Genomic DNA, 24211 nt, shown 5'->3' on the forward strand with positions numbered 1-24211 from the left:
GCGCTCAGCCCCGGCAGCCGCAGTCGGCGAGGGGCCCGATGAGGTCCTGGTCCATGGCGACGCGGGCGCTGCCGAGGCCGCCGGACTCGAAGCCGTCAAGGATGACGGAGAAGGCGAGGAGGCGGCCGTCCTTCGTGACGACGGTGCCCGTGAGGGAAGAGACCTGATCGAGGGACCCGGTCTTGGCGCGCACGGTCCCGGCGCCGGCGGCGCCGTTGAAGCGGTCGTCCAGGGTGCCGTCGAGGGCTCCGACCGGGAGGTCGCCGATGAGGGTGCGGCCCGCGGTGCCTCCGTCGGAGCCGGCGGCGCGGGCGATGACCTGGGCGAGGAGCCGTGCGGGGACCTTGTCGGCCTTGGCCAGGCCGGAGGAGTCCTTGAGGACGAGGCCGGAGGTGTCGAAGCCGTCCTTCTTGAGCCGCGCCGCGACCGTGGCGGTTGCACCCTCGAAGCTGCCCTCGTTCCCGGCGGCGACGGCGGTGACGCGCCCCTCCACCTCGGTCATCGTGTTGTCCGAGGCCTTGAGGGAGACGGCGAGGACGTCCTCGAGCGGCGCGGACCGGACGGAGGCGAGCTCCGTGGCTCCGTCGGGGGCGGCGGCTCGGGAGAGGTCGCCGTGGACGGTGATCCCGGCCTCCTTGAGGTGCGTGACGAAGGCCTGGGCGGCCTCCATGGCGGGGTCGGCTGGGTAGCCGGAGCCCTCCTTGACGGCGCTGACGTCGATCATGATCGGCTGGACGGGAGCCACCCAGGCCTCGTTGCCGGACTCCCAGCCGTCGTTCCAGGTGGGGCCGGAGAACATGGTGTCGTCGAGTCGGACGGAGACCTTGGTGACGCCCTGGGCCTTGAGCCTCTTGGCCGCCGCGCGGGCGAGGTCGCCCAGCCCGGCGTGCCCGGCGGTGGCCGAGGCGTCGCCCTTGTCGGAGGAGAGGAGGACGTCGCCGCCGCCGACGAGGGTGAGGGTGCTTCCGTCGAGGACGGCGGAGGTCGTGAGGCGGTGGTCCGCTCCGAGGACCTGGAGCGCGGTCCAGGCGGTGAGGACCTTGTTGGAGGAGGCCGGGGTGAGCGCCTTGCCGGCGTCGTGGTCGAGGAGCTCGTCACCGGTGGCGACGTCGATGATCGAGACGCCGGTCGTGGCTCCCTTGATGAGGTCGTCGGAGGCGAGGGCGTCGGCGTAGGAGGCCAGGGCCGACGTGGAGGGAGTGGCGGCGTCGGCGTCGAGGCCGGCGACGGTGGGGGCGGTGCCCGCACCGGGCTCCACGGTGGGGAAGGCGGCGGCCGTCGGGCCGACGGGCGCGGTCGTGAGCAGGCCGGGGGCGACGTCGAGGGCGTCGGCGAGACCGTAGAAGCCGCCGGCGACGACGAGGGTCGCGGCGGTGAGTCCAGCGATCGTTGCCTTGCGCACGGGACCTCCGGGGCGTGGGGAACGTGGATCAGGCCCGCGGCCGCGTCGTCCTGCCGCGCCCGCGCGGACGTCGTGGCTTCCGCGGCCCGGCCGCCCGTTGGGGCGAGTCGGCCTCGGCGAGGGCCCTCGTGCGCCACACTAGTGCCATTGCGGCCAGCCCTCCCGACGCGACGCCGCGGCCCGTCGGCGCCCCAGGACGACGACGGCGAGGCAGACCGACCGGATCGGGAGACGGCCGGAGACGACATTCAGAAGGAGACTTCCCGTGGAGTTCGACGTCACCATCGAGATCCCCAAGGGCAACAGGAACAAGTACGAAGTCGACCACGAGACCGGCCGTATCAAGCTGGACCGGATGCTCTTCACCTCGACCCGCTACCCCGACGACTACGGGTTCATCGACGGCACGCTCGGCGAGGACGGCGACCCGCTCGACGCGCTCGTGCTCCTGGAGGAGCCGACCTTCCCCGGCTGCCTCATCCACTGCCGCGCCCTGGGCATGTTCCGCATGCGCGACGAGAAGGGCGGCGACGACAAGGTCCTGTGCGTCCCGGCCGCGGACCAGCGCGCCTCCTGGCGCACCGACATCGAGGACGTGAGCGAGTTCCACCGCCTCGAGATCCAGCACTTCTTCGAGGTCTACAAGGACCTCGAGCCCGGCAAGAGCGTCGAGGGCGCTCACTGGGTGGGCCGCGAGGAGGCGGAGGAGGAGATCCGCCGCTCCTACGACCGCGAGCAGGAGCGCATCGCCCGCGAGGGGCACTGAGGCGTCCTGAGCAGCGCGCATCAGCGCGAGCAGGAGGGGCCGCACCGGCGACGGTGCGGCCCCTCCGTCACGTCCGCCCCCACCCGGGGGGCCGGGACCCCACCGCTCCGGGCGCGCCGACGCCGCCCGGGCCGCTGCAAGAGGTGCGGCCGGACGGCGTCAGCGGACCTGAGTGGACGGTTCAGGCCCTGTTCTCGGGAACGGGAGCGTTCACGGGACCGGGGAGGCGCCTCAGGGGCGCACGGCGTAGGGCATGATGCCGCCGCTGTAGGACATGGACGTGATGCGGACGACCATGCCCACGTTCGGGGCCTCGATGATCTGCCCGTTCCCCAGGTACATGGCGACGTGGTAGATGCCGGACTGCGTGCCGTCGTGCGACCAGAAGACGAGGTCGCCGGGCTGGACCTCCGACAACGGGATCGCGGTGCCCTGCCCGTACTGCGCGCGGGAGGAGTGGGTGAGGTAGACCCCGGCCTGCTGGTAGGCGAGCGCCATGAGGCCCGAGCAGTCGACGCCTGAGTACGACTCGCCCGCCCACACGTAGGGCACCCCGAGGTAGTCCTTGGCGGCGGAGATGACGGTGTCGGCCTTGTTGGCGGAGGCGGCGGCGGCCTGCGCGGCCGCCTCCTGCGCTGCCTGCTCCTCAGCGGCCTTCTGGGCGGCCTCGGCAGCGGCCTGCTCCTCAGCGGCCTTCTGGGCGGCCTCGGCAGCGGCCTGCTCCTCAGCGGCCTTCTGGGCGGCCTCGGCAGCGGCCTGCTCCTCGGCCGCCTTCTGCGCGGCTGCCTGTTCGTCAGCCTTCTTCTGCGCCTCGGCGGCCGCGGTGGCCTCGGCGTCCGCCGTTGCCTTGGCGTCGGCCTGGGCCTTCGCGGTGGCCTCGGCGTCCGCGCTCGCCTTGGCGTCGGCCTCGGCCTTCGCACTGGCGTCGGTGTCGGCAGTGGCGGCAGCGGCGGCCTCCTGGGTGGGCTCGGCCGTCGGCTCCTGGGTCCACTCGGCCGTGGCCTCCTCCGTCGGGGCGGCGCTCGCCGAGGGGGTGGCCTCGGACTCGGCGATGTTGCCGGACTTGGCGGCCTCCTGCGCCTTGGCGACCTCGTCCTTGGCAGCCTGGGTCTGTGCGGCCTTCTCCGCAGCAGCCTTGGCGGCAGCCTCCTCGCGGGCCTTGCGCTCAGCCTCGAGCTGGTCCTGGTACTTGGTCTCGAGCGCGGTGGTCGTGTTGCGCTGCTCAGCGAGCTGGGTGATGAGGCCCGATCGCTTGGTCTCGGCGTTCGTGACGGCCGTCTCGGCGTTCGTCGCGGCGGTCTCGGCCTCGGTCTTGGCGACCGCGGCGTCGTCGGCGGCGGTCTGCTTCTCAGTGACCTTCTGGTCGGCGATGGACTGCATGGTGTCGGCGACCGCCTGAAGGGCCTCGACCTTCTGGACCTCGGCGTCGGTGTTCTCACCGGCGCGGGTGAGAGCGACGTCGTCGTCGGAGACGTCACCCCAGGAGTCCGTCGACAGGTAGGGGGTGAGGGCGTTGAGGGCGCCGTCGCCGTCCTGGTAGGTCTGCACGACGACCTGGCCGAGGTCGCTGCGGGCGGCCTCGGTCTTCTTGGCCGCCTCGTCGGCGTTCGTCTGGGCCGTCTCGGCGTCCGCGGTCGCGGCGTCGAGGTCGTCGAGCGCGCTGAGGTAGTCCTCGTTGGCGGTCTCGGCGGCCACCTGCGCGTTGTCCGAGTCGACGCTCAGCTGAGCGATCTGCGCCTCGAGGTCGGCGATGGACGAGGACGTCGTCGCCTCGTTCGCCTTGGCCTGGTCGATGTCGTCCTGGCTCACCGGGTCCGCTGCGGCGACCGGCGTGAGGGTGGCTGCGAGCACGACGACCGCGACGAGCGCGCTGGTGCGCGCGGGCCCGCGGTCGAGTCGTGTACGGGAAGGCAGGCTCACAAGTCCTCCGTCGTTCTACGGCGCGTCCCCTTGACGGACGCACCTCCTGGTTGGAAAGCACATTAGCCACACGAACCACATCACGAAACAGAATCAACAACATTCACAGTCGCACCACCCGTTGCGGCTATCCCGCGAACCTCAGAAACCCCTGGCAACACGCCGAGTTTTCACAGATGTGAGACGTCTCACGACACTGGTGTCATTCTCGAGGAGGAGGTCAGTCCGCCCATGATTCGGTCGGACGGAGGACGTCGGCTCCGCCGCCGGGTAGGGTCCTGGACATGCCGACCGTCTCGACCAGCACCGTGAGCGCCACCCGTCGAATGCCCCGCTGACGCGCACGCCGCCGCAGCCCGGGCACACCCGCACGCGGCCCACGTGCACGTCCGCCGGTCCACCCCGGCTCCCTCCCCTTGGGACGCGGACGGCGCACCCGACAGGCCCGCCACGACGAACGAGCCGCACTGAGCGCAGCTCCCCCGCGTCTCCTCAACGACGAAGGACGCACGCAACATGAGCACCAACCCCATCGACTCCACTCCCCTCCCCACCGCCGCCAACCCCGCCGGCTGGCGCTTCGAGACCAGGCAGGTCCAGGCAGGACACACCCCCGACGCCGAGGTCGGCGCGCGGGCCCTGCCGATCTACCAGACCACCTCCTTCGTTTTCCCCAACGCGCAGGAGGCCGCCGACCGCTTCGCCCTGGCCTCCCTCGGCCCGATCTACTCCCGACTCGACAACCCCACCAACGCCGTCGTCGCCAGCCGCATCGCCTCCCTCGAGGGCGGCGTCGGCGCTCACCTCGTCGCCTCAGGGCTCGGTGCCGAGGCACTCACCTTCCTCACGCTCGGTGGCGCGGGCTCCAACATCGTCGCCTCCCCCTCCCTGTACGGCGGCAGCGTCAACCTCCTCTCCCAGACCCTGCCCAGGCTGGGGATCGAGGTGCGTTTCGTCGAGACGACCGGTGACGCTGCGGCCTGGGCCGCGCTCGCCGACGAGCGCACCATCGCCTTCTACGGGGAGTCCATCCCCAACCCGCTCGGAGACATCCTCGACATCGAGCCCATCGCCGCCGCGGCACACGAGCTCGGCATCCCGCTCGTCGTCGACAACACCATCGCCTCCCCCTACCTGATCCGACCCATCGAGTGGGGAGCCGACATCGTCGTCGAGTCGGCCACGAAGTTCCTCGGCGGGCACGGCTCCTCAGTGGGCGGCGTCATCGTCGACTCCGGGCGCTTCGACTACGCCTCCCAGCCCGATCGCTTCCCGGACTTCAACACCCCCGATCCCTCCTACAACGGGCTCGTCTACGCCAAGGACCTCGGCGTCGGCAGCCCGCTCGGCAACGTCGCGTTCATCCTCAAGGCGCACACGGCGGGGCAGCGCGACCTCGGCTTCGCCGCCAGTCCCTTCAACGCCTTCCTCATCCAGCAGGGCGTCGAGACCCTCTCCCTGCGCATGGAGCGCCACGTCGACAACGCGCTCAAGGTGGCCACCTGGCTCCAGGACCGCCCCGAGGTCGCGGACGTCCGGTACTCGGGCCTGCCGAGCTCGCCGTACCACGCCCTGCAGCAGAAGTACTCACCGCGTGGTGCCGGCAGCGTCTTCGGCTTCGACCTCAAGGGCGGTCGCGAGGCCGGTGCCGCCTTCATCGACCACCTCACCCTCTTCTCCAACCTCGCCAACATCGGGGACGTCCGCTCGCTGGCGATCCACCCGGCGACGACGACGCACGCCCAGCTCGACGAGGCGGGCCTCGCCAAGGCCGGCATCAACGCCGGCACCGTGCGCCTGAGCATCGGCATCGAGCACGTCGACGACATCATCGCCGACCTCGACCAGGCGCTCTCCTCCCTGTCCTGAGACGAGACGGCACCGGAGTCCTCAGCAGCATGACAGAGCAGCACCCGAACGAACCCGGCACCGACGGGACCTGGGCCGAGTGGCCCGGCGTCGGCACCGCCTCCGCCAAGCTCGTCGACCGCCAGGCGGGCTCGCCCACCGGCGCCTGGCGCCCCGGGGACGACCCGGGACACCGTCGCTTCCTCGAGATCGGAGACCTCCCGCTCGAGTCCGGTGAGACCCTGCCCGGCACCGTCCTCGCCTTCGAGACCTGGGGCGACCTCTCACCCGCCGGCGACAACGCCGTCCTCATCCTCCACGCCCTCACCGGCGACTCGCACGTCACCGGCGACGCCGGTCCCGGCCACCCCACCGCCGGCTGGTGGAGGGACCTCGTCGGACCCGGCCGCGCGATCGACACGGATCGCTATCTCGTCGTCGCCGCCAACCTGCTCGGCGGCTGCCAAGGCTCCACCGGTCCGTCCTCCACCGCCCCCGACGGGCGCCCCTGGGGCTCGCGGTTCCCCTGGCTCACCACCAGCGACCAGGTCGCCGCCGAGGTGCGCCTCGCCGACGCGCTCGGCATCGAGACCTTCCACCTCGTCCTCGGGGCGTCCCTGGGAGGCCACCGTGCCCTGGAGTGGGCGGTCTCCCGGCCCGAGCGGGTGCGCAACCTCGCCGTCCTCGCCTCGGGCGCCTCGACGACGGCGGACCAGCTCGCCTGGTGCCACCTCCAGGAGCTCGCCATCGTCGCGGACCCCTACTTCTTCGACGGCGACTACTACTCCCACTCCGTCGGCCCGGTTCGCGGGCTGGGGCTCGCGCGCGCCATCGCGCACACGACCTACCGCTCGGCCGCCGAGCTCGACGCCCGCTTCGGACGCGCCCACCAGGGCGACGGCGACCCCGCCGTCGGCGGGCGCTACCAGATCGAGTCCTACCTCGACTACCACGCCGGCAAGCTCCTCGCCCGCTTCGACGCCAACACCTACCTCATCGTCACCCACTCGATGATGGTCTTCGACGTGGGCCAGAAGAGGGGCGGGACCGAGGCTGCGCTCGGCACGATCACGGCTCGCACCCTCGTCGCCAACGTCGACTCCGACCGCCTCTTCCTGCCCGCGCAGGCCGATCAGCTCGAGCGCTGCATCCCGGGCGCGCGCCGCGAGGTCATCACCTCGCTCCACGGGCACGACGGCTTCCTCATCGAGACCGAGCAGGTCGACGCCATGCTGCGCGACTTTCTCGCGGGGGCCTGAGGTGAGCGGCACCAGCCGGCTACCCGGTACCAGCGCCGACGACGAGCAGGGTGGCGACGCGAAGCTCCCCGCTGGGGGCACGGAGCGCCCCGCCACGCGCCGCGAGCGCGGTCCCGTCCCGGGCGCCCCGCAGCCGGCGCCCGTCGGCGCGTGGTCTCCGGACCACCTCGGCCCAGGGTTCCAGCAGCGCACCCTCCCACTGCGGCCCGACGCCGAGGACGACGGCGCAGTCGCCACCCTCGTGCGGCACGTCCCGGCCGAGGACCCGCGGGCCCTCCCCGGGACGCCGAGCTCACCGCGCTTCGCCATGCTCTACGTGCACGGCTGGAACGACTACTTCTTCCAGACCGTGCTCGCCCGCGACGTCGCCCGCACGGGCGGAGCGTTCCACGCCCTCGACCTGCGCCGCTGCGGACGCTCCCTGCGCGAGGGGCAGATGGTCGGGTGGACGACCTCGCTCAGCACCTACGACGAGGAGATCGACGCGGCCCTCGCCCTCGTCCGAGCCGCGCACCCGGGGCTGCCCGTCGTCCTCATGGGGCACTCGCTCGGCGGCCTCATCACCTCCCTGTGGGCGGACCGCCATCCCGGGGCCGTCGACGCCCTCGTCCTCAACGGTCCCTGGCTTGAGATCCAGGGCTCGCCGCTCGTCCGCGTCGTCGGCTCCCCCGTGCTGCGCGGACTCGGCCGCCGCGACCCGCGCCGCCCCCTGCCGCTGCCCGCCTCGGACCCTGGCAGGGTCCTCGACGTCGCCCGCGGGTGGACGGCGGCCGACGGGCCCGTCCCCGATCCCGCCTGGAAGGACGACCCCTGGGTGGCCGGGTACCCGCTCGTCGACCCGTGGCGGCCGCTGGCGGGCTCGCCGATCCGCCCCGGCTGGCTGCTCGCCGTCATGGCGGGTCAGGCCCGGGTCGCCCGCGGCCTCGACGTCCGCTGCCCCGTGCTGCTGATGTCCGCCGCGCGCACGCACCTCTCCCTCACCCGCACCGAGGACTCCCGGCGCGCCGACCCCCTCGTCGACGGCGACGCCTGCGCGCGCCGTGCGGTCGGGATGGGCGGCCTCGTCACCGTCGCCCGCTTCGACGGCGCCGTCCACGACGTCGTGCTCTCCGCGCCGCCCGTGCGCGAGCAGGCGCTCTCCGCGCTGCGTCGCTGGCTCGGTGCCTACGTCCTCAGATGAGGCAGCTCCCCTCCTCACGGGCGAGGCACGAGGTCCAGGATCCGTCTCGAGGCGGAGCCGCACGGGGGACGGCGCGAGCGAGGATGAGGCGATGACAGCAAGCGCCCCGACCGTGTCCCAGCCCGAGGAGCCGGAGGACACTACGCCCGGCCCACTGCGCCGGGCCGCGGCCGCCGCTGTCCGACCGGCCCGGGCGGCGTGGTCCTGGTGCGCCTCCGGGCCGGTCAGCCTCACCCTCGCCGTCATCCTCGTCGTCGCCCGCGTCATCGAGCTCCTCGTACGCGGGACGCACGCCGTCGCCCGGGGCTCCGTGCTGGCGGCCCCGCTCGAGGGGACAGACCGTCCCTGGGCCCTCCTCACGGCCTGGGCCGGGGCCGGCGTCCTCGGACCGCTCATCGGCGCCGTCCTCCTTCTCACCGGGGGCGTCCTCCTCGAGCGCTTCATGGGCTCGCGCCGTCTCGCGCTCGCCGCGCTCGTGGGGCACGTCGTCGGCGTCGGCGCCGTCGTGCTGCTCCACCCGGTCCTCTCGTCGATCTGGCCGTCCTGGGGGCAGGGCATGGGCGAGCACGCCATCAGCGGTGTCGCCCTCCTGCTCGTCGGCTCCCCCGGCGCGTCCTCCGAGCTCATGGGCCACACGTGGCGCTGGCGCACCCGCGTCCTCCTCCTCGGGCTGCTCGCCCTCGTCGCCGCCGTCACGGGCACCGCCAGCGAGGTCGCCCGCCTCGGCTCCGCCCTGGCCGGCACGGCCCTGGGGGCCGTGGCCTGGCGCAGCGCCCAGCCCTCACCCGCCCTGGGCCGCACGGCGCGCTCCTCCCGCTCGGTCCTCGCCGTCCTCGTCACGGGCTGGGCCCTCACCATGGGCCTCGCCGTCATCTCCCGCGCGGCCACGGGGCCGCTGTCCGGCGTCCGCGTCGGCCTGGCGGGCGGGGAGGACCCCCTGGGAGGCTTCGGCTCCGTCCTCCTCGCCCTCATGCCGGTCCTCCTGCAGCTCGTCCTCGCCGAGGGGCTGCGCCGCGGCCGCCGCGTCGCCGCGATCGGCACGATCGCCCTCCAGGTCCTCCTCGCCATCACCTCGGTCCTGTCCGTCGCGACCGGGCAGGTCGACCACGACGCCGTCGTCATCCCGACCTCGGGTCCCTGGCTCGTCTCCAGCCACCTGGCGCTCCCCCTCGTCCTCAACCTGCTCGTCGTGCTCCTCGTCGCCTGGAGCTGGCGCGACCTCGGGCAGCGCACGAGCCGCGCCGTCCTGCGACGCGCGCTCGGCGTGTGGGCGGCGACCGCCGCACTCGGCGCCGTCGTCGCGGTGGTGCTGGGCCTGACCGACGCCGAGGGCTTCGCCCCTGAGGCCAACGCCTGGGACCTCTTCTGGGACTACGCCACCCGTCTCCTGCCGAGCTCCGCGGAGCCCTTCCTCGCGCCGCAGCTCATCGCCCGCTCCGTGCTCGCGCACGTGGCCGTGCAGGGCGTGCCTGCGATCGTCTGGCTGGTCGGGGCCGGCGCGACGCTCGTCGCCGTGCTCGCGCCGACGGCGGCGGGCGGCGCCACCCGGACCGACCTCAAGGAGCTCGTGCGCACCACCGGAGCGGGCTCCCTCGGCTGGATGCTCACCTGGCCCGGTAACGAGGCCCGGCTGTCCGCGGACGGGCGCACGGGCTTCGCCTACCGCACCGGTAGCGGCGTCGCCCTCACCCTGTCCGACCCCGCGTGCGCCGCCGAGGACGTCGAGGCCGCCGTCGACGACTTCACCGGCTTCTGCCACGAGACCGGCCTCATCCCGGCCCTCTACTCCGTGCACGAGCCCGTCATGCGTGCCGCCCGCGCCCGCGGCTGGACCGTCCTGCAGGTCGCCGAGGAGGCCGTCATTGACCTGCCCGACCTCGCCTTCAAGGGCAAGGCCTTCCAAGACGTCCGCACCGCCCTCAACCACGCCTCCCGCGAGGGCATCACGGCCGTGTGGACCACCTGGCGCGACGCCCCCGAGGGCCGCCGCGACCAGATCCGCGCCATCTCGCAGGCGTGGGCCGGGGAGAAGGCCCTCCCGGAGATGGGCTTCACCCTGGGCGGGCTCGCCGAGATCGACGACGACGAGACGCGCCTCCTCCTGGCCGTCGACGAGGAGGGCACCGTCCACGCCGTCACCTCGTGGATGCCGGTGTACGAGGACGGGCAGGTCGTCGGCCTCACCCTCGACGTCATGCGCAAGCGGGACGGCGGGTGGCGGCCGAGCATCGAGTACCTCATCGCCCGCGCCGCCCAGGACGCCCAGGCCGACGGACTGCGGTTCCTGTCCCTGTCGGGCGCGCCGCTGTCGCACTCCCCCGTGCCGGAGGGCGTCGACGACGCCGGGGCCTCCCGCTTCGACCCGCTCCTGGACCTCCTGGCCGGTCTGCTCGAGCCCGCCTACGGCTTCGGCTCCCTGCACTCCTTCAAGCGGAAGTTCAAGCCCCGCAGCGTCCCCATGTACCTGGCCGTGCCCGACGTCGTCGACCTGCCGACCGTCGGTCTGGCGATCGCGCGGGCCTACGTCCCGGACATCACGCCGGCCCAGGCCGCCCGCTTCGCCCAGGTCCTCGTCTCCCGTGACTGAGGCGACCGGCCGGGGCCCCGCCCGCTCCAGCAGCCTCCTTCGCGTCCACGTCCCGGCGAGCGCCCCGAGGGGGCTGCCTCCCCTCGCGCCGCGCCCGGCGTGGCTCTACCTGCCTCCGGCGCACCCGGGCACCGGGGCACGGCCCATCCCGCTCGGAGCCGAGGAGGGGCTGCCCGTCCTGGTCCTCATGTCCGGGCAGCCGGGCTCGCCCGAGGACTGGGTGTCCCGCGGCGACCTCGCGACGACGATGGACTCGCTCGCCGTCCGCTACGGCGGGCGGGCGCCGATCGTCCTCGTCGTCGACCAGCTCGGGTCGCCGTGGCGCAACCCGCTCGGATCGGACACGCCGAGGGGCGGCGCCGCCGCGACGTACCTCGAGCGGGACGTGCCGACGTGGCTGCGCGAGCACACGGCCGTGAGCGCGGACCCCGCCCGCTGGGCGATCGGAGGCGTCTCCAACGGCGCCACCTGCGCCCTCCAGGTCATCGCCCGGCGTCGGGCGCCCTTCCGCACGTTCCTCGCGATGAGCGCCCAGGTGCGCCCCGCGCTCGAGCCACCGGTCCTGACCGTGCCGATCGGTTTCGGCGGGGACCGGGAGGCCTTCGAGGCGAACGACCCCCTCAGCCTCTGGGACGCGGCCGCCCCGGGTGCCTACGACGGCGTCGCGGGGATCCTGTCCGCAGGGCGATCCGACCGCCGGTACGCGCCGTCGGTGTCGACGCTCGCCCACGGCGCGGGCGCTGCGGGCATCGAGGTCTCGACCCGCACGTACACCGGCGGGCACGAGTGGTCCGTGTGGTCGCGGGCCCTCGCCGACCAGGCCGACTGGCTGGCGGGGAGGCTCAGGCTGGGGAGCTGAGCGTCCCCGTCCACGTCCGGCGGCACCGACGGGCCCCGACTCCGTTCCCGGCGGGTGAGCCGCCCACGGCTCACCACCGTCGCCCAGGGGCTCCTCCACGGCGGTCCAGCGGGCGCGCTCAGCCGCGCGCGGAGGGCGGGGCCTGCCGCCGCTCGCGCGGCGCGACGGCGAGGCCCCGCGGCGCGAGACGGCCGAGAGCCCGGCGCGGGGCGGTCACGGTCGAGCGCAGCGCGGTGACGGCCTCCTCGAGGTTTCCAGCGACGTCGTCGCTCTCCGCACCACCTCCGCGGTAGTGCTCCTCGGTGACCGAGCGGGCCAGGCGGGCCGCCGCGCCCGCCGCACCGGGCACCGCCGCACCGAGCGCCTCGGCGGCCGCCTCCGGGGTCTGGGCGCGCAGGGGCGTCCGGCCGGTGAGGACCCCGAGGTCCCGCGCCTCGGCGAGGAGCTCGCGCCACGCGGAGCGGGCCGGTCGTGGCCCGCTCCGGGCCCGGCGTCGTCGGGCGCGTCGCTCCGCCTCGCGCACCGCGGCGGGCAGGAGCAGGACGAGGGCGGTGAGCAGGATCCTCCCCAGGTCGCGCAGGAGGGGCCACGGGTCTCCCGAGCGCTCCCCGTCGGCACCTGCGGGCGTCGCCGCCGCGGCCGCCGCTGTCGCCGAGGTGGTGGCGGCCGCGCTCGCCGTCGGCTCAGGGGCGGTGGCGCTCGGCGTGGGCGTCGGCCCGGCGACGGTCGCGTCGGCCTGGTCGGCGCGGGCCCCGGCGCCGCCGGGGGTCGGCTCGAAGGCCGTCCAGCCCTGTCCGGCGAGCCAGACCTCGGGCCAGGCGTGCAGCTCGCGGCCGGTGACGTCCGTGCCCGCGCCGTCGGAGCGGGTCGCGTAGCCGACGGCGATGCGGGTGGGCAGTCCGAGGCTGCGGGCCATGAGGGTGAAGGTCGCGGCGTAGTGGACGCAGTAGCCCGAGCGGTCCCTGAGGAAGGCGCGCACGGTGTCCATGGGCGAGCCGCCCGCGCCGTCGAAGGAGCCGGGTGCGGACTCGTCGTAGGCGAAGCCGTTGCCGTGGAACCAGTCGGCCAGGGCGATCGCCTCGGAGGCGGGGTCGCCGGCACCCGCGGCGGCGACGACCGACCGCGCCTGCGCGGAGACCTCGGGCGGGAGGTCGGAGGGGAGGGCGGTGTAGGGGGTGAGGGCCTCGGCGCTCGGGGTGGCCGCCGCCGGGCGCTGCGCCGTCCGCTCCTGGCCCGCCAGGCTCGTCCAGCCGAGCACGGTGTAGGACGCGCCGCGCTCGAGCGGCTCGGCGGTGGTGAGGGCGGTGCTCGTCCCGGTCACCCAGCTCCAGTCCCTCGTCCGGGTGCCGGAGGCGTCGGTGACGAGGACCGTCGACTGGAGCCCGGGCAGCCGGTCGCTGGCCAGGGCGACGTCGGTGACGCGCAGGCGCTCGAGGCCGGCGCCGGTCGGGTCGGCGCCGGCCGCGGCGAGCGCGCCTCCGGCCGTGAGCGCTCCGTCGCCCGCCGGGTCCTGGAGCGAGTCCGCGCTCGTGCCGCCCGTCGTGTCGAGGGGCTGCCAGGTGGTGCCGTCGAGGTCGCGGATGACGGCGAGCGTGAGCCGCAGCGAGCGGCGGGCGGGAGCGCCGTCGGTCTCGTCGGTGTAGCGCAGGACCGTGCGGTCGTCCCCGCTGACGAGGTCGTGGCCGAGGGTGAGGGTCGGGTCGGCGCTCGTCGAGCCGCCGCGGACCTGGCCGGGTGCCACGACGACCGCCTCGGGGACGACGGGCAGGAGGAGGGTGGTCAGTCCGAGGGCGAGGCCGACGGCGAGGAGGCGCCCGCCTGCTGACCGGAGGGCGAGGAGAGCGCTGCGACTCCGGGGGGCGGGGCGGGAGCGCGAGGGGCTCCGGCGCGGCGCCCCCGTCACGATGAGGAGGAGGACGCAGACGGCCAGCAGCACCACGGTGCGGCCGGGGGCACTGCGGGCGGCGAGCACGGGCGGCGCGAGGAGGGCCAGACCGGGGACGAGCGCGGTGCCTCCGACCTGGTCGGCGCCGCCGGCGGACATGAGGGCGCAGGACCAGCCCAGGAGCAGGCAGGCGGCGAGGACGACCACCTCGAAGGGGCCGGTCACGGTCATGGGCGGGACGGTGCGGCGGGCGAGCCCGCCGGCGTCCTGGAGCGCGGAGCCCGGGTCGGTGAGCCAGGGTCCCAGCCCGCCGCCTCCGTGGGCGATGAGGAGGGTGCCGACGACGCCGGCGAGGAGCCCGAGCAGGACGCCGGTCAGGGGACGGCGGGGTACGAGGGTGCGGGCGGCCCCGGGGACGACCAGCGCGAGGGCGACGACCGTGAGAGCGTGCCCCTGCCAGGGGCCCGCGGCGAGGACGGGGGTGAGGGCACCGAGGGCGAGGGTCCAGGCCGCCAGGACGATGAGGGCGGCGGCGAGCGGTTGCCAGCGTGCGGGGGCGGCGTCGAGGGGCGTCTCCACGGGGCGGGGGCCGCGGTGGCGACGCGGCCGGGCGCCTCGACCTGACCGGGTGACGGCGGGCTCGTGGGCGGTCACGGCCGCGTCCCCTCATCGAGGTGGAGGGCGCCGTCGTGCACGCGCACGAGGAGCGCCGCGCAGCGCTCGGCGGCGCCTGCAGAGGGGCCGCCGACGCCGGTGATGAGGAGGTCCACGACCTCGCCCGGCCCGCCCGGGACACGGACGTCGCCGTGGGCCCCGTCGCCTCCGACGGTCGCCAGGCCGGCGGTAGGTCCCGAGCGCGCGTCCGCGTCCTCATCCGAGCGCGGGAGGAGCGCCAGGATCCTGCGGGCCGTGACGTCGTCGACCGGGACGCCGTCGACGACGAGCTGGACGCTCACGCCCGAGCCGGTGAGCTCGGCCAGGAGCGAGGAGGCCAGCCGGATGGCGCGCTCCCGGTCCCGGGCAGGTCCGTCGTGGCCCCGGGTGCCAGGGTCCTCGTCCACCTGGGAGCCTCCGCGGCCGGCAGGCGGGCGGGCGGCGGTCCTCGGGCCCGTCCGGTGGTGGTGAGCGTCCGAGCGACCTCGGTACGCGGCCGGAGCGGTGTCGAGGGCGATGACGGCGCGCGGACCCGCCTCGTCCTCGTGCTCGGTGACGAGGAGGGAGTCGGTGCGGGCGGACTGGCGCCAGTGGATCGTGGCGAGGGGGTCGCCGGGCCGGTACGGGCGAAGGTCGCCGCTGGCCGTACCCCCACGCGATCGCGGCGCGGCGAGGGCGCCCTCGGAGCGCGCGCGGGAGACGACGGCGCTGAGCACCTCGGACGGGACCGTGAGGGGCCGGGGCAGGACGATCGTCTCGGTGCTCGCGCGCAGGCCGCGGCTCCCTCGGGCCAGGCCGAGGGGCTCGGTGACGCTGAGCCGGCGGGCGCTGACGGTGAGGACGCCCCGCTCCTGAGGGTCGAGGCCGAGGCGGGCGGCGCCGTCCAGGGACGGGGTGCACCGGCCGGTTGGTGCGCTCACGTGCGCCGTCCCGCCGGTGCGCCAGGTGACCGCGTGGGGCACGCCGAACGGGACGTGCGTCGACAGGGTCCAGGTGACGCCGTGCCCGGCGAGCGCCTCCTCCGGGCCGAGGACGGCGCCGGCGGCTGAGGCGAGCGCGGCCTCACCCCAGGCGGTGACGAGGGCGATCGCGAGGACGCTGCCGAGGAGGATCCCGGCGTCCGTGACGAGCCCCGCGCCGACCAGGCGGCTGCCGAGGAGGTGCCCCGCGAGACCGAGCGAGACGGCGAGGGCGAGGAGCCACCAGCCCGTCGTCGTCGGCAGGACCCATGACCCGCCCCGTGTCCCGCCCCGCGACCGGTCCCGGGACCCACCGCGCTGCACCGCACGGTCCTGCGCTCCTCCACGGGCTCGCCGCCGGGTCGGACGGGCCGGGAGCGGATCCGCCCCGCTCACCGCCGTCCCGGGACCCCGGTCGTGGCGACGACGCGCTCGAGGGCGACGGCTGCGGCCTCGTGGGCCGCGGCGGCGCTCGCCCACCGCCCGGCGGGGAGCACGCGGTGCGTGAGGACGGGCGGGACGCAGCGGGCGACGTCGTCCGGGCTGACGAAGGCGCGTCCGTCCATCGCGGCGACGGCGCGGGCGAGGGCGAGGAGCTGGAGCCCCGCGCGGGGGCTGGCACCGAGCAAGAGCTCGTCGGTGGACCGCGTGGCGGCGACGAGGGCGACCGTGTAGCGCGCGGTCTCCTCGGGCACGCGCAGGCGGGCGACCTCGTGACGGGCCCGCCTGGCCTCGGTCTCTCCCGCGACGGGCCGCAGGTCCTCGAGGGGGTCGGAGTCGGCTCGGTCCAGGAGCATGGAGGCCTCGGCCTCGGCGTCCGGGTAGCCGAGCGCGAGGCGGGTCATGAAGCGGTCGCGCTGCGCCTCGGGGAGGCGGTAGGTGCCCTCCATGTCGAGGGGGTTCTGGGTGGCGAGGACGAGGAAGGGGTCGGGCAGGGGCAACGTGCGCCCCTCGACGCTCACGTGCCCCTCCCCCATGGCCTCGAGGAGGGCGGACTGTGTGCGCGGGGTGGCGCGGTTGATCTCGTCGGCGATGACGACGCCGGCGAAGACCGGGCCGGGGTGGAAGCGGAACTCGCGGGTGGTCTGGTCGTAGACGCTGACGCCGGTGACGTCGGCCGGGAGGAGGTCCGCGGTGAGCTGGATCCTGTTGACGGCGAGGTCGAGGCTGCGGGCCAGGGCGAGGGCGAGGGTCGTCTTGCCGACGCCGGGTACGTCCTCGACGAGAAGGTGCCCGCGCGCGAGGAAGGTGGCGACGGCGGTCCGGACCGCCTCCGGCTTCCCGACGACGACGCGCCCCACCTGCTCGGTGAGGGCGCGCCCCAGCTCCACGGCGGCCCGGGGCCCGGCGGGGTCTGCGGCGGAGCCGCTCGAGGCGGCGGGGACGGCGGGGCTCATGGTCGTGATTCTGGCACGGGCCCACGACGTCCTGGCGCCCCGGACGCGACCGGTTCCCGGCCCCTCCTAGGAGGAACCGGGAACCGGTGCGGGTCGCGGTGCTCGGCTCAGCGCGGGCGGCGGGCGCCCGCGGGCCTCAGCCGAGCGGCGTCGTGCTCGTCACTCCTCGTCGTTCTTCTCCTCGGGGAAGAAGACGGCGGCGCGGCCGGCCTCGAGGCGGGCGACCGGGACGCGGAACGGGGAGCAGGACACGTAGTTGAGCCCGACCTGGTGGAAGAAGTCGATGGACTCCGGGTCACCGCCGTGCTCGCCGCAGACGCCCATCTTGAGGCCGGGTTTGGTCTTGCGACCGCGCTCGACGCCGAGCTCGACCATGCGGCCGACGCCTCGGGTGTCGATGGTCTCGAATGGGGACACGCCGAAGACGCCCTCCTCGAGGTACTCCTTGAAGAACGCCCCCTCGACGTCGTCGCGGGAGAAGCCCCACGTGGTCTGCGTGAGGTCGTTCGTGCCGTAGGAGAAGAAGTCGGCCTCCTCGGCGATGGTGTCCGCGGAGACGGCGGCGCGCGGCAGCTCGATCATGCAGCCGATCGGGAAGTCGAGCTTGTAGCCGGACTTGCCGGAGACCTCGGTGAGGACGGCCTCGGCGCGCTCACGAGCGATCTGGAGCTCACGGACGGAGCCGACGAGCGGGATCATGATCTCCGGGTGCGGGTCGCCGCCGGCCTTGAGGCGCTCGACGGCGGCCTCGGCGATGGCGCGGACCTGCAGCTCGATGAGGCCGGGCATCGTGAGCAGGAGGCGGACGCCTCGCAGGCCCAGCATCGGGTTGGCCTCGTGGTTGCGGCGGACGACGGAGAGCAGCTGCTCGTCAGCGGGGTCGAGCACGCCGTTGGCGCGGTCGACGGCCACCTTGACGCTCATCTCGGTGAGGTCGGGGAGGAACTCGTGCAGCGGCGGGTCGATGAGGCGGACCACCATGGGCTTGCCGTTCATCGTCTCGAACATCTGGACGAAGTCGCCCTTCTGCAGCGGCAGGAGGGCCGCGAGCGCGTGCTCGCGCTCCTCGTCGCTCTCGGCGAGGATGAGGTTCTGGACGAACTGCTTGCGCTCACCGAGGAACATGTGCTCGGTACGGCACAGGCCGACGCCCTCGGCGCCGCGGTGGATCGCGTGGCGAGCGTCGTCGGGGGTGTCCGCGTTGGCGCGCACGCCGAGGCGGCGGACCTTGTCGGCGTGGCGCATGAGGCGGTCCACGGAGGTGACGAGCTCGCGGGTGTCGACGTCGCCGGCGCGGTCGAGGGCCTCCTCGAGGCCGCGGCGCAGGTACGTCATGACGGGAGAGTCGGAGACGGCGACGTCGCCGAGGAAGACCTCACCGGTCTGGCCGTCGATGGCGATGACGTCCTCGCTGGTGAGGACGAGCTCGTCCTCGCGGCCCAGGACGCGGACGGTCTTGGCCTCGGCGTCGACCTCGAGCTGGTCGGCGCCGCAGACGCAGGTCTTGCCCATGCCGCGCGCGACGACGGCCGCGTGGGAGGTCTTGCCGCCGCGGGCGGTGAGGACGCCGGCGGCCGCGACCATGCCGGGCAGGTCATCGGGGTTGGTCTCGCGACGCACGAGGATGACGGACTCGCCGGCCTCGGCGCGCTCGACGGCCTCGGCGTTGTCGAAGGCGATGTGGCCGACGGCGGCGCCCGGGGAGGCCGGGTTGGCGTTGGTGAGGAGCTCCTTGTCGGCGGAGGCCTCGAACTGCGGGAACATCAGCTGGGTGAGCTGGTCACCGGTGACGCGGGTGAGGGCCTCGTCCATCGTGATGAGCTTCTCGTCGACCAGCTGGGTGGCGACGCGGAAGGCGGCGGCGGCGGTGCGCTTGCCGACGCGGGTCTGGAGGAGCCAGAGCTTGCCGCGCTCGATGGTGAACTCGATGTCGCAGAGGTCCCGGTAGTGGGTCTCGAGCTTGCGCATGGCGGCGCGCAGGTCGTCGTAGCTCTGACGGTCGATGTTCTTGAGGTCCGCGAGCGTGAGGGTGTTGCGGATGCCGGCCACGACGTCCTCGCCCTGGGCGTTGATGAGGTAGTCGCCGTAGACGCCGGAGCGGCCGGTGGAGGGGTCGCGGGTGAAGCACACGCCGGTGCCGGAGGTGTCGCCCATGTTGCCGAAGACCATGGTGCAGACGTTGACGGCGGTGCCGAGGTCGTGCGGGATCTTCTCGCGGCGACGGTAGATGTGGGCGCGCTCGGTGTTCCAGGAGCGGAAGACGGCCTCGGTGGCCATGTCGAGCTGGACGCGCGGGTCCTGGGGGAAGTCGAGGCCGGCCTGCTCGAGGACGACCGTCTTGTACTCGGCGACGAGCTCCTTGAGGGCGTCGACGTCCAGCTCGTAGTCGAGGCTGACGCCGCGGTCGGCCTTCTTGGCGTCGAGGGCGCGGGAGAAGTGCTCGCCGTCGATGTCGAGGACGGTCTTGCCGAACATCTGGATGAGGCGGCGGTAGGAGTCCCAGGCGAAGCGCTCGTCGGAGGCGGCGGCCGCGAGGCCCTCGACCGACTCGTCGTTGAGGCCGATGTTGAGGACGGTCTCCATCATGCCGGGCATGGAGAACTTGGCGCCGGAGCGCACGGACACGAGGAGCGGGTCCTCGGCGGCGCCGAGCTCGCGGCCGAGCTCCTCCTCGACCTCGCGCAGGGCGGTGGTGACCTGGGGGGCGAGCTCGTCGGGGACCTCGCCGTCGTGGAGGTAGGCCCGGCAGGCGTCGGTGGTGATGGTGAAGCCGGGGGGAACCGGGAGACCCAGGCGGGTCATCTCGGCGAGGTTCGCTCCCTTGCCGCCGAGGAGGTCCTTCTGGTCCTTGTCGCCCTCACTGAAGCGGTACACGTACTTGGGCATCGTCGCCTCTTTCGCATTCCTTGTGACTCAAGGGGTGTGTGTTGTCGAGGCCCACACTACTGTGACGGTCGTCTAGGACCCAAACCACACCAACCACCTGGGTGATCCGTCTCACCGGGACGTGGGACCCTCGTCCTAACCGCGCCATGGCGCCGAAGATCGGACATCTGCGTCCCGTTCTGCGAGCCGCACGGCAGCGTCACCGTCGCGCCGCGACGGTCGTCCAGGACGACGGCCGAGACGCCGCCCTTGAAGTACGAGCGGGTCGACTCCATGACGCTGACGACGTCGACCTCCTCCTCGGGGCCGTCGGAGGGGAGACCGTCCGGCGCCCCGTTGACGGCTCGACGCGGGCTCGAGCCGTCGCGTGCTCACTCGGGAAGCGAGGGCTCCTCGCCGAGGTCGGCGATGGAGTGCGGACCATCCTCGCGGAGGGCGGTCGCAGCCTGCCCGTCGTCGACGAGCTCGGCCTGCACCTGGCCCGTCTCGCGCTCGCGGGCGGCGACGACCGCGCGGCGCGCCGCGGCGCTCGCGGACTCCGCGCGCCGCAGGCGGGCGCGTGCCTTCTCCTCCGCCGCGAGGGCGACCTCGACCTCGGCCTCCGCCTCGGCGACGGACGGCTCCTGGTCGACCAGGTGGGTCGGGGCGGACGCGAACATCTCCTTGACGTCGAGGTCGGGGTTGTCCTCCTGGGTCTCGACGAGCTCAGCGGCCTCCTCCTCGGTCGCCACGGCCGGCATCGAGCCGGGCAGCGGGCGGCGGGCGGTCTCCTTGAGACGGAAGATCGCGAAGAAGGCGAGCAGGGAGGTGAAGATGATCCAGTAGGCGGGCGTCGTCGCGGAGTGGGTCGCCGTGGAGATGGCCTCCATGATGAAGGCCGCGGTACCGCCGAAGAGGGCGACGGCGATGTTGTAGGCGATGCCCATGCCGGAGTAGCGGTGCGCCGTCGGGAAGATGGCGGGCAGCGTGGCGGCGAGGTTGCCGACGTAGGCGGCGGTCGGGTACGCGAGGAGCGCGAGGCCGACGAAGGTGGACCACATCTGGCCGTGCTGCATGAGCAGGAAGGCCGGGACGGTGAGGACGATCGTGGCGATCGCCGCGGACCAGAGGACCGGCTTGTGACCGACGTGGTCGGCGAGGAGGCCGATGGTCGGGATGAGGAAGGCGACGACGATGAGGACGGGCAGCGAGAGCAGGGTGCCGTGGACGGCGTCGTAGCCGAGGGTCGAGGTGAGGTAGGTCGGGATGTACGCGGTGAGGGCGTAGCCGACGGTGTTGGCGCCCGCGACGAGGATGATCGCGGTGCCGAGCTCGCGCCAGTAGGTCCGGACCATCTGCGGGAAGGGCAGCGGGCCCTCCTCGGGCTTCATGACGTCGGTCTCCGCGGCCGCGAGGTCGACGTCCTCGGACTCGTCCGCCTGAGCGCCCTGGAAGGCCGGGGTGTCCTCGATGTGGGTACGGATGTAGAGGGCGATGGCGCCCATGGGGAGCGCGAGGTAGAAGGGGAAGCGCCAGCCCCAGGTGGCCATCGTGTCGTCGGGCAGGGTCACCATGAGGATGGTGACGAAGCCCGCGCCGAGGGCGTAGCCCATGTACGAGCCCCAGTCGAGGAGGGCGGCGTAGAACCCGCGCTTCTTGTCCGGGGAGTACTCGGTGACGAAGGTGGTCGCGCCGGCGTACTCGCCGCCGGTGGAGAAGCCCTGGATGAGCTTGAGGCAGATGAGGAGGATCGGCGCGGCGACGCCGATCGCGCTGGCGGGCGGCAGCAGGCCGACACCGGTGGTGGCGAGGGCCATCATCGTGAGGGTGAAGGCGAGGATCTCCTTGCGGCCCATGCGGTCGCCGAGGGATCCCAGGATGACGCCGCCGAGCGGGCGGGCCACGAAGGTCACGGCGAAGACGCCGAGGGAGAAGAGGTTCTGGGCCGCGTCGGTGGCGTTCGGGAGGAAGGCCTGGCCGATGAGGACGGAGACGTAGCCGTAGACGCCGACGTCGTACCACTCCATGATGTTGCCGACGACGGCGCCGAGGATGGCCTTGCGGAGCGCGGACTCCTCGACGACGGTGACGTCGTCGGTGCGCAGGCGCCGGCGGCGGCGCATGTTGGCCAGGCGGCGGCGCTCGCGCTCAGCCCTCTGCGCGGCCTTGGCGGCGCGGGCCTTGCCCGTGCGGTCCGCCTTCTCCTGCGCCTTGCGGGCATGCTTCTCGGCGTTGACGTCGACCTTCTGGACGGGAGGCTTGCTCGAGGGGGTGGACGTGCTGTCCATTCGATTCCGTTCCTCACGCGACCCGTCTTACCAGGGTCGCTCGGTCACCGGCGCCGCCGGTGCGGCGCCGCGGAGGGCCCGGCCAGCCGGACGGTCGGGAGCAGTGGCTCGGGATCGTGAGGGAGGGGGGCCGCCTCGCTCACCGCGTGCGCTGGGTGGGGCACTGAGCGATACGGCATGACTCCGAATCGTGCGGGACCATAACAGAGAATATGAGACGCGTCATCCACGTGGCTGCGGTCACGCCCGCCGTGAACCGATCGTGACGTGCGACGACTCCCCCGCCGCGCGCACGAACGCCGTCCCGAGGAGCCCGGGAGCGGGCTCACGAGCTCGGAACGGCGTCGTGACGCGGGTCTCAGAGGATGCGGTGCGGCTCCTCAGGCCTGCTGGACGACGAGCACGTCGCAGTGGGACTTGCGCAGCACCTGGATGCTCGCGGCGCCGAAGAGGCGGCCGGTGAAGGTGGTGGAGCCCTGCGAGCCGACGACGATGAGGTCGGCCTGGGACTCGAGTGCGACGAGGGTGAGGGCCGGGACGGCCCGCCCCTCGACGACGACGCCCTGGACCACCGCGACACCGGCCGCGGCGGCCCGCTCACGGGCCCGCTCAACGACGTCGTAGGCCTCGGTCTCGCTCAGGGTGGTCTCGTGGAAGCGCAGCTCGGGCCCCGCCTCGGTGGCGGTGCGGGCGCGGTCACGGGCGCTGACCGGGTCGAAGCCGGCGACGAGCAGCAGGGTCGCGTCGTGGGCGACGGCCTCGGCGCAGGCGCGCTCGAGGACGGTGGTGTCGGCGTCGAGGTCCGCGACCCCGGCGACGATGGTCGAGTAGGACATGGGGGATCCTCCTGGTTCGTGTCGGGGCCGGGTCAGGCGACGGTCGTCGGGGTCGTCTCGACGACGCCGGCGCGGGCCAGCGGATCGGCGTCCTTCTCGACGTTGATCCACTGGATGAGCAGGCCGGCGACGCCGAGGAAGGCCCCGGCGAACAGCAGCGCGTCGACCGGGCTGGCGCCGAGGAGGTGGTCGTAGACCCAGCCGAAGGTGAAGGTCTGGATGAGCATCGGGATGACGATCATCATGTTGAGCACGCCCATGTAGACGCCCTGGCGCTCGTGGCGGATCATCTCGGTGGCCATGACGTAGGGGATGCCGTTGATGGAGGCCCAGGCGATGCCGATGCCGATCATCGGCAGGTAGAGGATCGTCGTGTGGCCTACCGACCCCAGGTGGGTGAGCAGGTAGAAGCTGACGGCGGCGATGAGCAGCGAGATCGTGTGGACGTGCTTCGGGCCGATCGCCGCGGAGGCGCGAGCCAGGAAGAGCGCCACGACGGTGCAGGACAGGTAGTAGGCGACCATGAGGCCGGTCGCGAAGCCGGAGGCGTGCGAGAAGGCCTCGGTGGAGGCGTAGCCGGACTTCGTGATGTCGACGCCGAAGTACTTCACGGCGACCATGAGGCCCAGGTACTGCCAGAAGACGTTCATCGCGTACCACTGGAAGAAGTAGACGCAGGCCAGCTTCTTGAGGCCTCGCGGCATCTCCGTGATGGCGACGACGATGTCCTGGACGAAGCCGAAGGGCCCCTCCTCCTTCTTCTTGCGCTCGAGCTCGGCCAGCTCGTGCTCCGTCGGCGGGAGCTCCTTGGTGGACAGGACCGAGACGAGGACCGTGGCGATCGAGCAGACCGAGCCGACCATGAAGGCGCCGAAGATCCAGTAGGGGATGCCCGCGGCGGTCGCGCCCTTGAGGGTGGTCTCGAGGACGGAGAGCGTCCCGGCGGCGAGGGCCGAGCCCGCGCCGCAGAAGAGGGACTGGACGAGGAAGCCCTTGGCGAGCTGGTTCTGGGGGAGGCGGTCGGCGATGAAGGCGCGGTAGGGCTCCATGGCCGTGTTATTGCTGGCGTCCAGCAGCCACAGGCACAGCGCCGCCATCCAGACGGCCGTCACGAAGGGCATGAGGAAGAGGAAGACCGAGCAGCCGATGGCGCCGATGATGAAGAAGGGCTTGCGGCGCCCCCACTTCGGGGACCAGGTGCGGTCGGAGAGCGCACCGATGATGGGCTGGATGAGCAGACCCGTGACGGGGCCGGCGAGGTTGAGGATCGGCAGCTCGTCCGGGGACGCCCCGAGGAACTGGTAGATCGGCGACATCGCGTTCTGCTGCATGCCGAAGGAGTACTGGATCCCGAAGAATCCGAGGTTCATGAGCAGGATCTGCGTCGTGCTCATGAGGGGCTTGTGGGCGGTGTCGACGACTCCGCTCTGCGTCTGCTGCGCCATGAGGGGTCCTTGGGACGGGAACGGGTGGGGGCGTCGGCAGCCGGACGAGGGCGGCGGTGGG

The 24211-nt window shown here is 73.5% G+C and carries 15 protein-coding genes; 6 read left to right on the forward strand and 9 right to left on the reverse strand.

The window, feature by feature from the left end:
• Nucleotides 1-4: 4 nt before the first annotated feature.
• The gene (gene dacB / locus IXW69_RS06290) at nt 5-1402 is read right to left on the reverse strand and encodes a D-alanyl-D-alanine carboxypeptidase/D-alanyl-D-alanine endopeptidase (protein WP_194785508.1); all 1398 of its coding nucleotides are present in this window, start codon (nt 1400-1402) and stop codon (nt 5-7) included.
• Nucleotides 1403-1667: 265 nt separating this feature from the next.
• Here dacB and IXW69_RS06295 point away from each other — a divergent pair, with 265 nt between their 5' ends.
• Nucleotides 1668-2168 carry an inorganic diphosphatase gene (locus IXW69_RS06295; RefSeq protein ID WP_194785509.1) on the forward strand — a complete coding sequence of 167 codons (501 nt, stop codon included), beginning with the start codon at nt 1668-1670 and terminating at the stop codon, nt 2166-2168.
• 231 nt (nt 2169-2399) lie between these two features.
• Here IXW69_RS06295 and IXW69_RS06300 read toward each other — a convergent pair whose 3' ends face one another.
• Entirely contained in the window at nt 2400-4088 is a 1689-nt protein-coding gene (locus tag IXW69_RS06300; RefSeq protein ID WP_323745207.1) for a C40 family peptidase, read from the reverse strand.
• A 516-nt stretch (nt 4089-4604) separates the two neighbouring features.
• Here IXW69_RS06300 and IXW69_RS06305 point away from each other — a divergent pair.
• The 5 genes from IXW69_RS06305 (at nt 4605) to IXW69_RS06325 (ending at nt 11821) form a co-directional block, all read left to right on the forward strand.
• Nucleotides 4605-5957 (forward strand): O-acetylhomoserine aminocarboxypropyltransferase/cysteine synthase family protein, encoded by a 1353-nt coding sequence (locus IXW69_RS06305; RefSeq protein WP_194785510.1) that lies wholly within the window; start codon nt 4605-4607, stop codon nt 5955-5957.
• A gap of 29 nt (nt 5958-5986) precedes the next feature.
• Nucleotides 5987-7195: a homoserine O-acetyltransferase MetX gene (gene metX, locus IXW69_RS06310; RefSeq protein ID WP_194785511.1), complete on the forward strand. Its 1209-nt coding sequence runs from the start codon at nt 5987-5989 to the stop codon at nt 7193-7195.
• Between the two features lies 1 nt (nt 7196).
• Nucleotides 7197-8375 carry an alpha/beta hydrolase gene (locus tag IXW69_RS06315; RefSeq protein ID WP_194785512.1) on the forward strand — a complete coding sequence of 393 codons (1179 nt, stop codon included), beginning with the start codon at nt 7197-7199 and terminating at the stop codon, nt 8373-8375.
• Nucleotides 8376-8466: 91 nt separating this feature from the next.
• Complete coding sequence (locus tag IXW69_RS06320) at nt 8467-10962, forward strand: bifunctional lysylphosphatidylglycerol flippase/synthetase MprF (RefSeq protein ID WP_194785513.1); 2496 nt, start codon at nt 8467-8469, stop codon at nt 10960-10962.
• The gene (locus IXW69_RS06325; protein WP_194785514.1) at nt 10955-11821 is read left to right on the forward strand and encodes an alpha/beta hydrolase; all 867 of its coding nucleotides are present in this window, start codon (nt 10955-10957) and stop codon (nt 11819-11821) included. Before IXW69_RS06320 ends, IXW69_RS06325 begins: the two co-directional genes overlap by 8 nt.
• A 118-nt stretch (nt 11822-11939) precedes the next feature.
• Here IXW69_RS06325 and IXW69_RS06330 read toward each other — a convergent pair whose 3' ends face one another.
• The 7 genes from IXW69_RS06330 to IXW69_RS06360 all read right to left on the reverse strand — a co-directional run bounded on the left by IXW69_RS06330 (nt 11940) and on the right by IXW69_RS06360 (nt 24150).
• Complete coding sequence (locus IXW69_RS06330; protein WP_194785515.1) at nt 11940-14360, reverse strand: transglutaminase family protein; 2421 nt, start codon at nt 14358-14360, stop codon at nt 11940-11942.
• On the reverse strand, nt 14357-15643 hold the full coding sequence (locus IXW69_RS12020; RefSeq protein WP_194785516.1) for a DUF58 domain-containing protein: 1287 nt from the start codon (nt 15641-15643) through the stop codon (nt 14357-14359). Before IXW69_RS12020 ends, IXW69_RS06330 begins: the two co-directional genes overlap by 4 nt.
• Before the next feature lie 68 nt (nt 15644-15711).
• Complete coding sequence (locus tag IXW69_RS06340) at nt 15712-16716, reverse strand: AAA family ATPase (protein ID WP_194785517.1); 1005 nt, start codon at nt 16714-16716, stop codon at nt 15712-15714.
• 159 nt (nt 16717-16875) lie between these two features.
• A complete protein-coding gene (ppdK, locus tag IXW69_RS06345; RefSeq protein ID WP_194785518.1) occupies nt 16876-19602 on the reverse strand; it encodes a pyruvate, phosphate dikinase in 2727 nt (908 codons plus the stop codon).
• A gap of 371 nt (nt 19603-19973) precedes the next feature.
• Nucleotides 19974-21869: an MFS transporter gene (locus IXW69_RS06350; RefSeq protein ID WP_194785519.1), complete on the reverse strand. Its 1896-nt coding sequence runs from the start codon at nt 21867-21869 to the stop codon at nt 19974-19976.
• A 380-nt stretch (nt 21870-22249) separates the two neighbouring features.
• Nucleotides 22250-22705, reverse strand: a complete 456-nt coding sequence (locus IXW69_RS06355) for a universal stress protein (protein ID WP_067941878.1) — start codon at nt 22703-22705, stop codon at nt 22250-22252.
• A gap of 32 nt (nt 22706-22737) precedes the next feature.
• Nucleotides 22738-24150, reverse strand: coding sequence for an MFS transporter (locus IXW69_RS06360; RefSeq protein WP_194785520.1), 1413 nt, complete (start codon nt 24148-24150; stop codon nt 22738-22740).
• Between the last annotated feature and the right edge of the window lie 61 nt (nt 24151-24211).

The sequence above is a fragment of the Actinomyces haliotis genome (assembly GCF_015355765.1).
GTDB classification, from domain to species: Bacteria; Actinomycetota; Actinomycetes; order Actinomycetales; family Actinomycetaceae; genus Actinomyces; species Actinomyces haliotis.

Coding starts and splice junctions, on each gene's coding strand:
- IXW69_RS06305 (WP_194785510.1), top strand. CDS start 4,605: ATGAGCACCAACCCCATCGACTCCACTCCCCTCCCCACCGCCGCCAAC.
- metX (WP_194785511.1), top strand. CDS start 5,987: ATGACAGAGCAGCACCCGAACGAACCCGGCACCGACGGGACCTGGGCC.
- IXW69_RS06320 (WP_194785513.1), top strand. CDS start 8,467: ATGACAGCAAGCGCCCCGACCGTGTCCCAGCCCGAGGAGCCGGAGGAC.
- IXW69_RS06340 (WP_194785517.1), bottom strand. CDS start 16,716: ATGAGCCCCGCCGTCCCCGCCGCCTCGAGCGGCTCCGCCGCAGACCCC.
- ppdK (WP_194785518.1), bottom strand. CDS start 19,602: ATGCCCAAGTACGTGTACCGCTTCAGTGAGGGCGACAAGGACCAGAAG.
- IXW69_RS06350 (WP_194785519.1), bottom strand. CDS start 21,869: ATGGACAGCACGTCCACCCCCTCGAGCAAGCCTCCCGTCCAGAAGGTC.
- IXW69_RS06355 (WP_067941878.1), bottom strand. CDS start 22,705: ATGTCCTACTCGACCATCGTCGCCGGGGTCGCGGACCTCGACGCCGAC.
- IXW69_RS06360 (WP_194785520.1), bottom strand. CDS start 24,150: ATGGCGCAGCAGACGCAGAGCGGAGTCGTCGACACCGCCCACAAGCCC.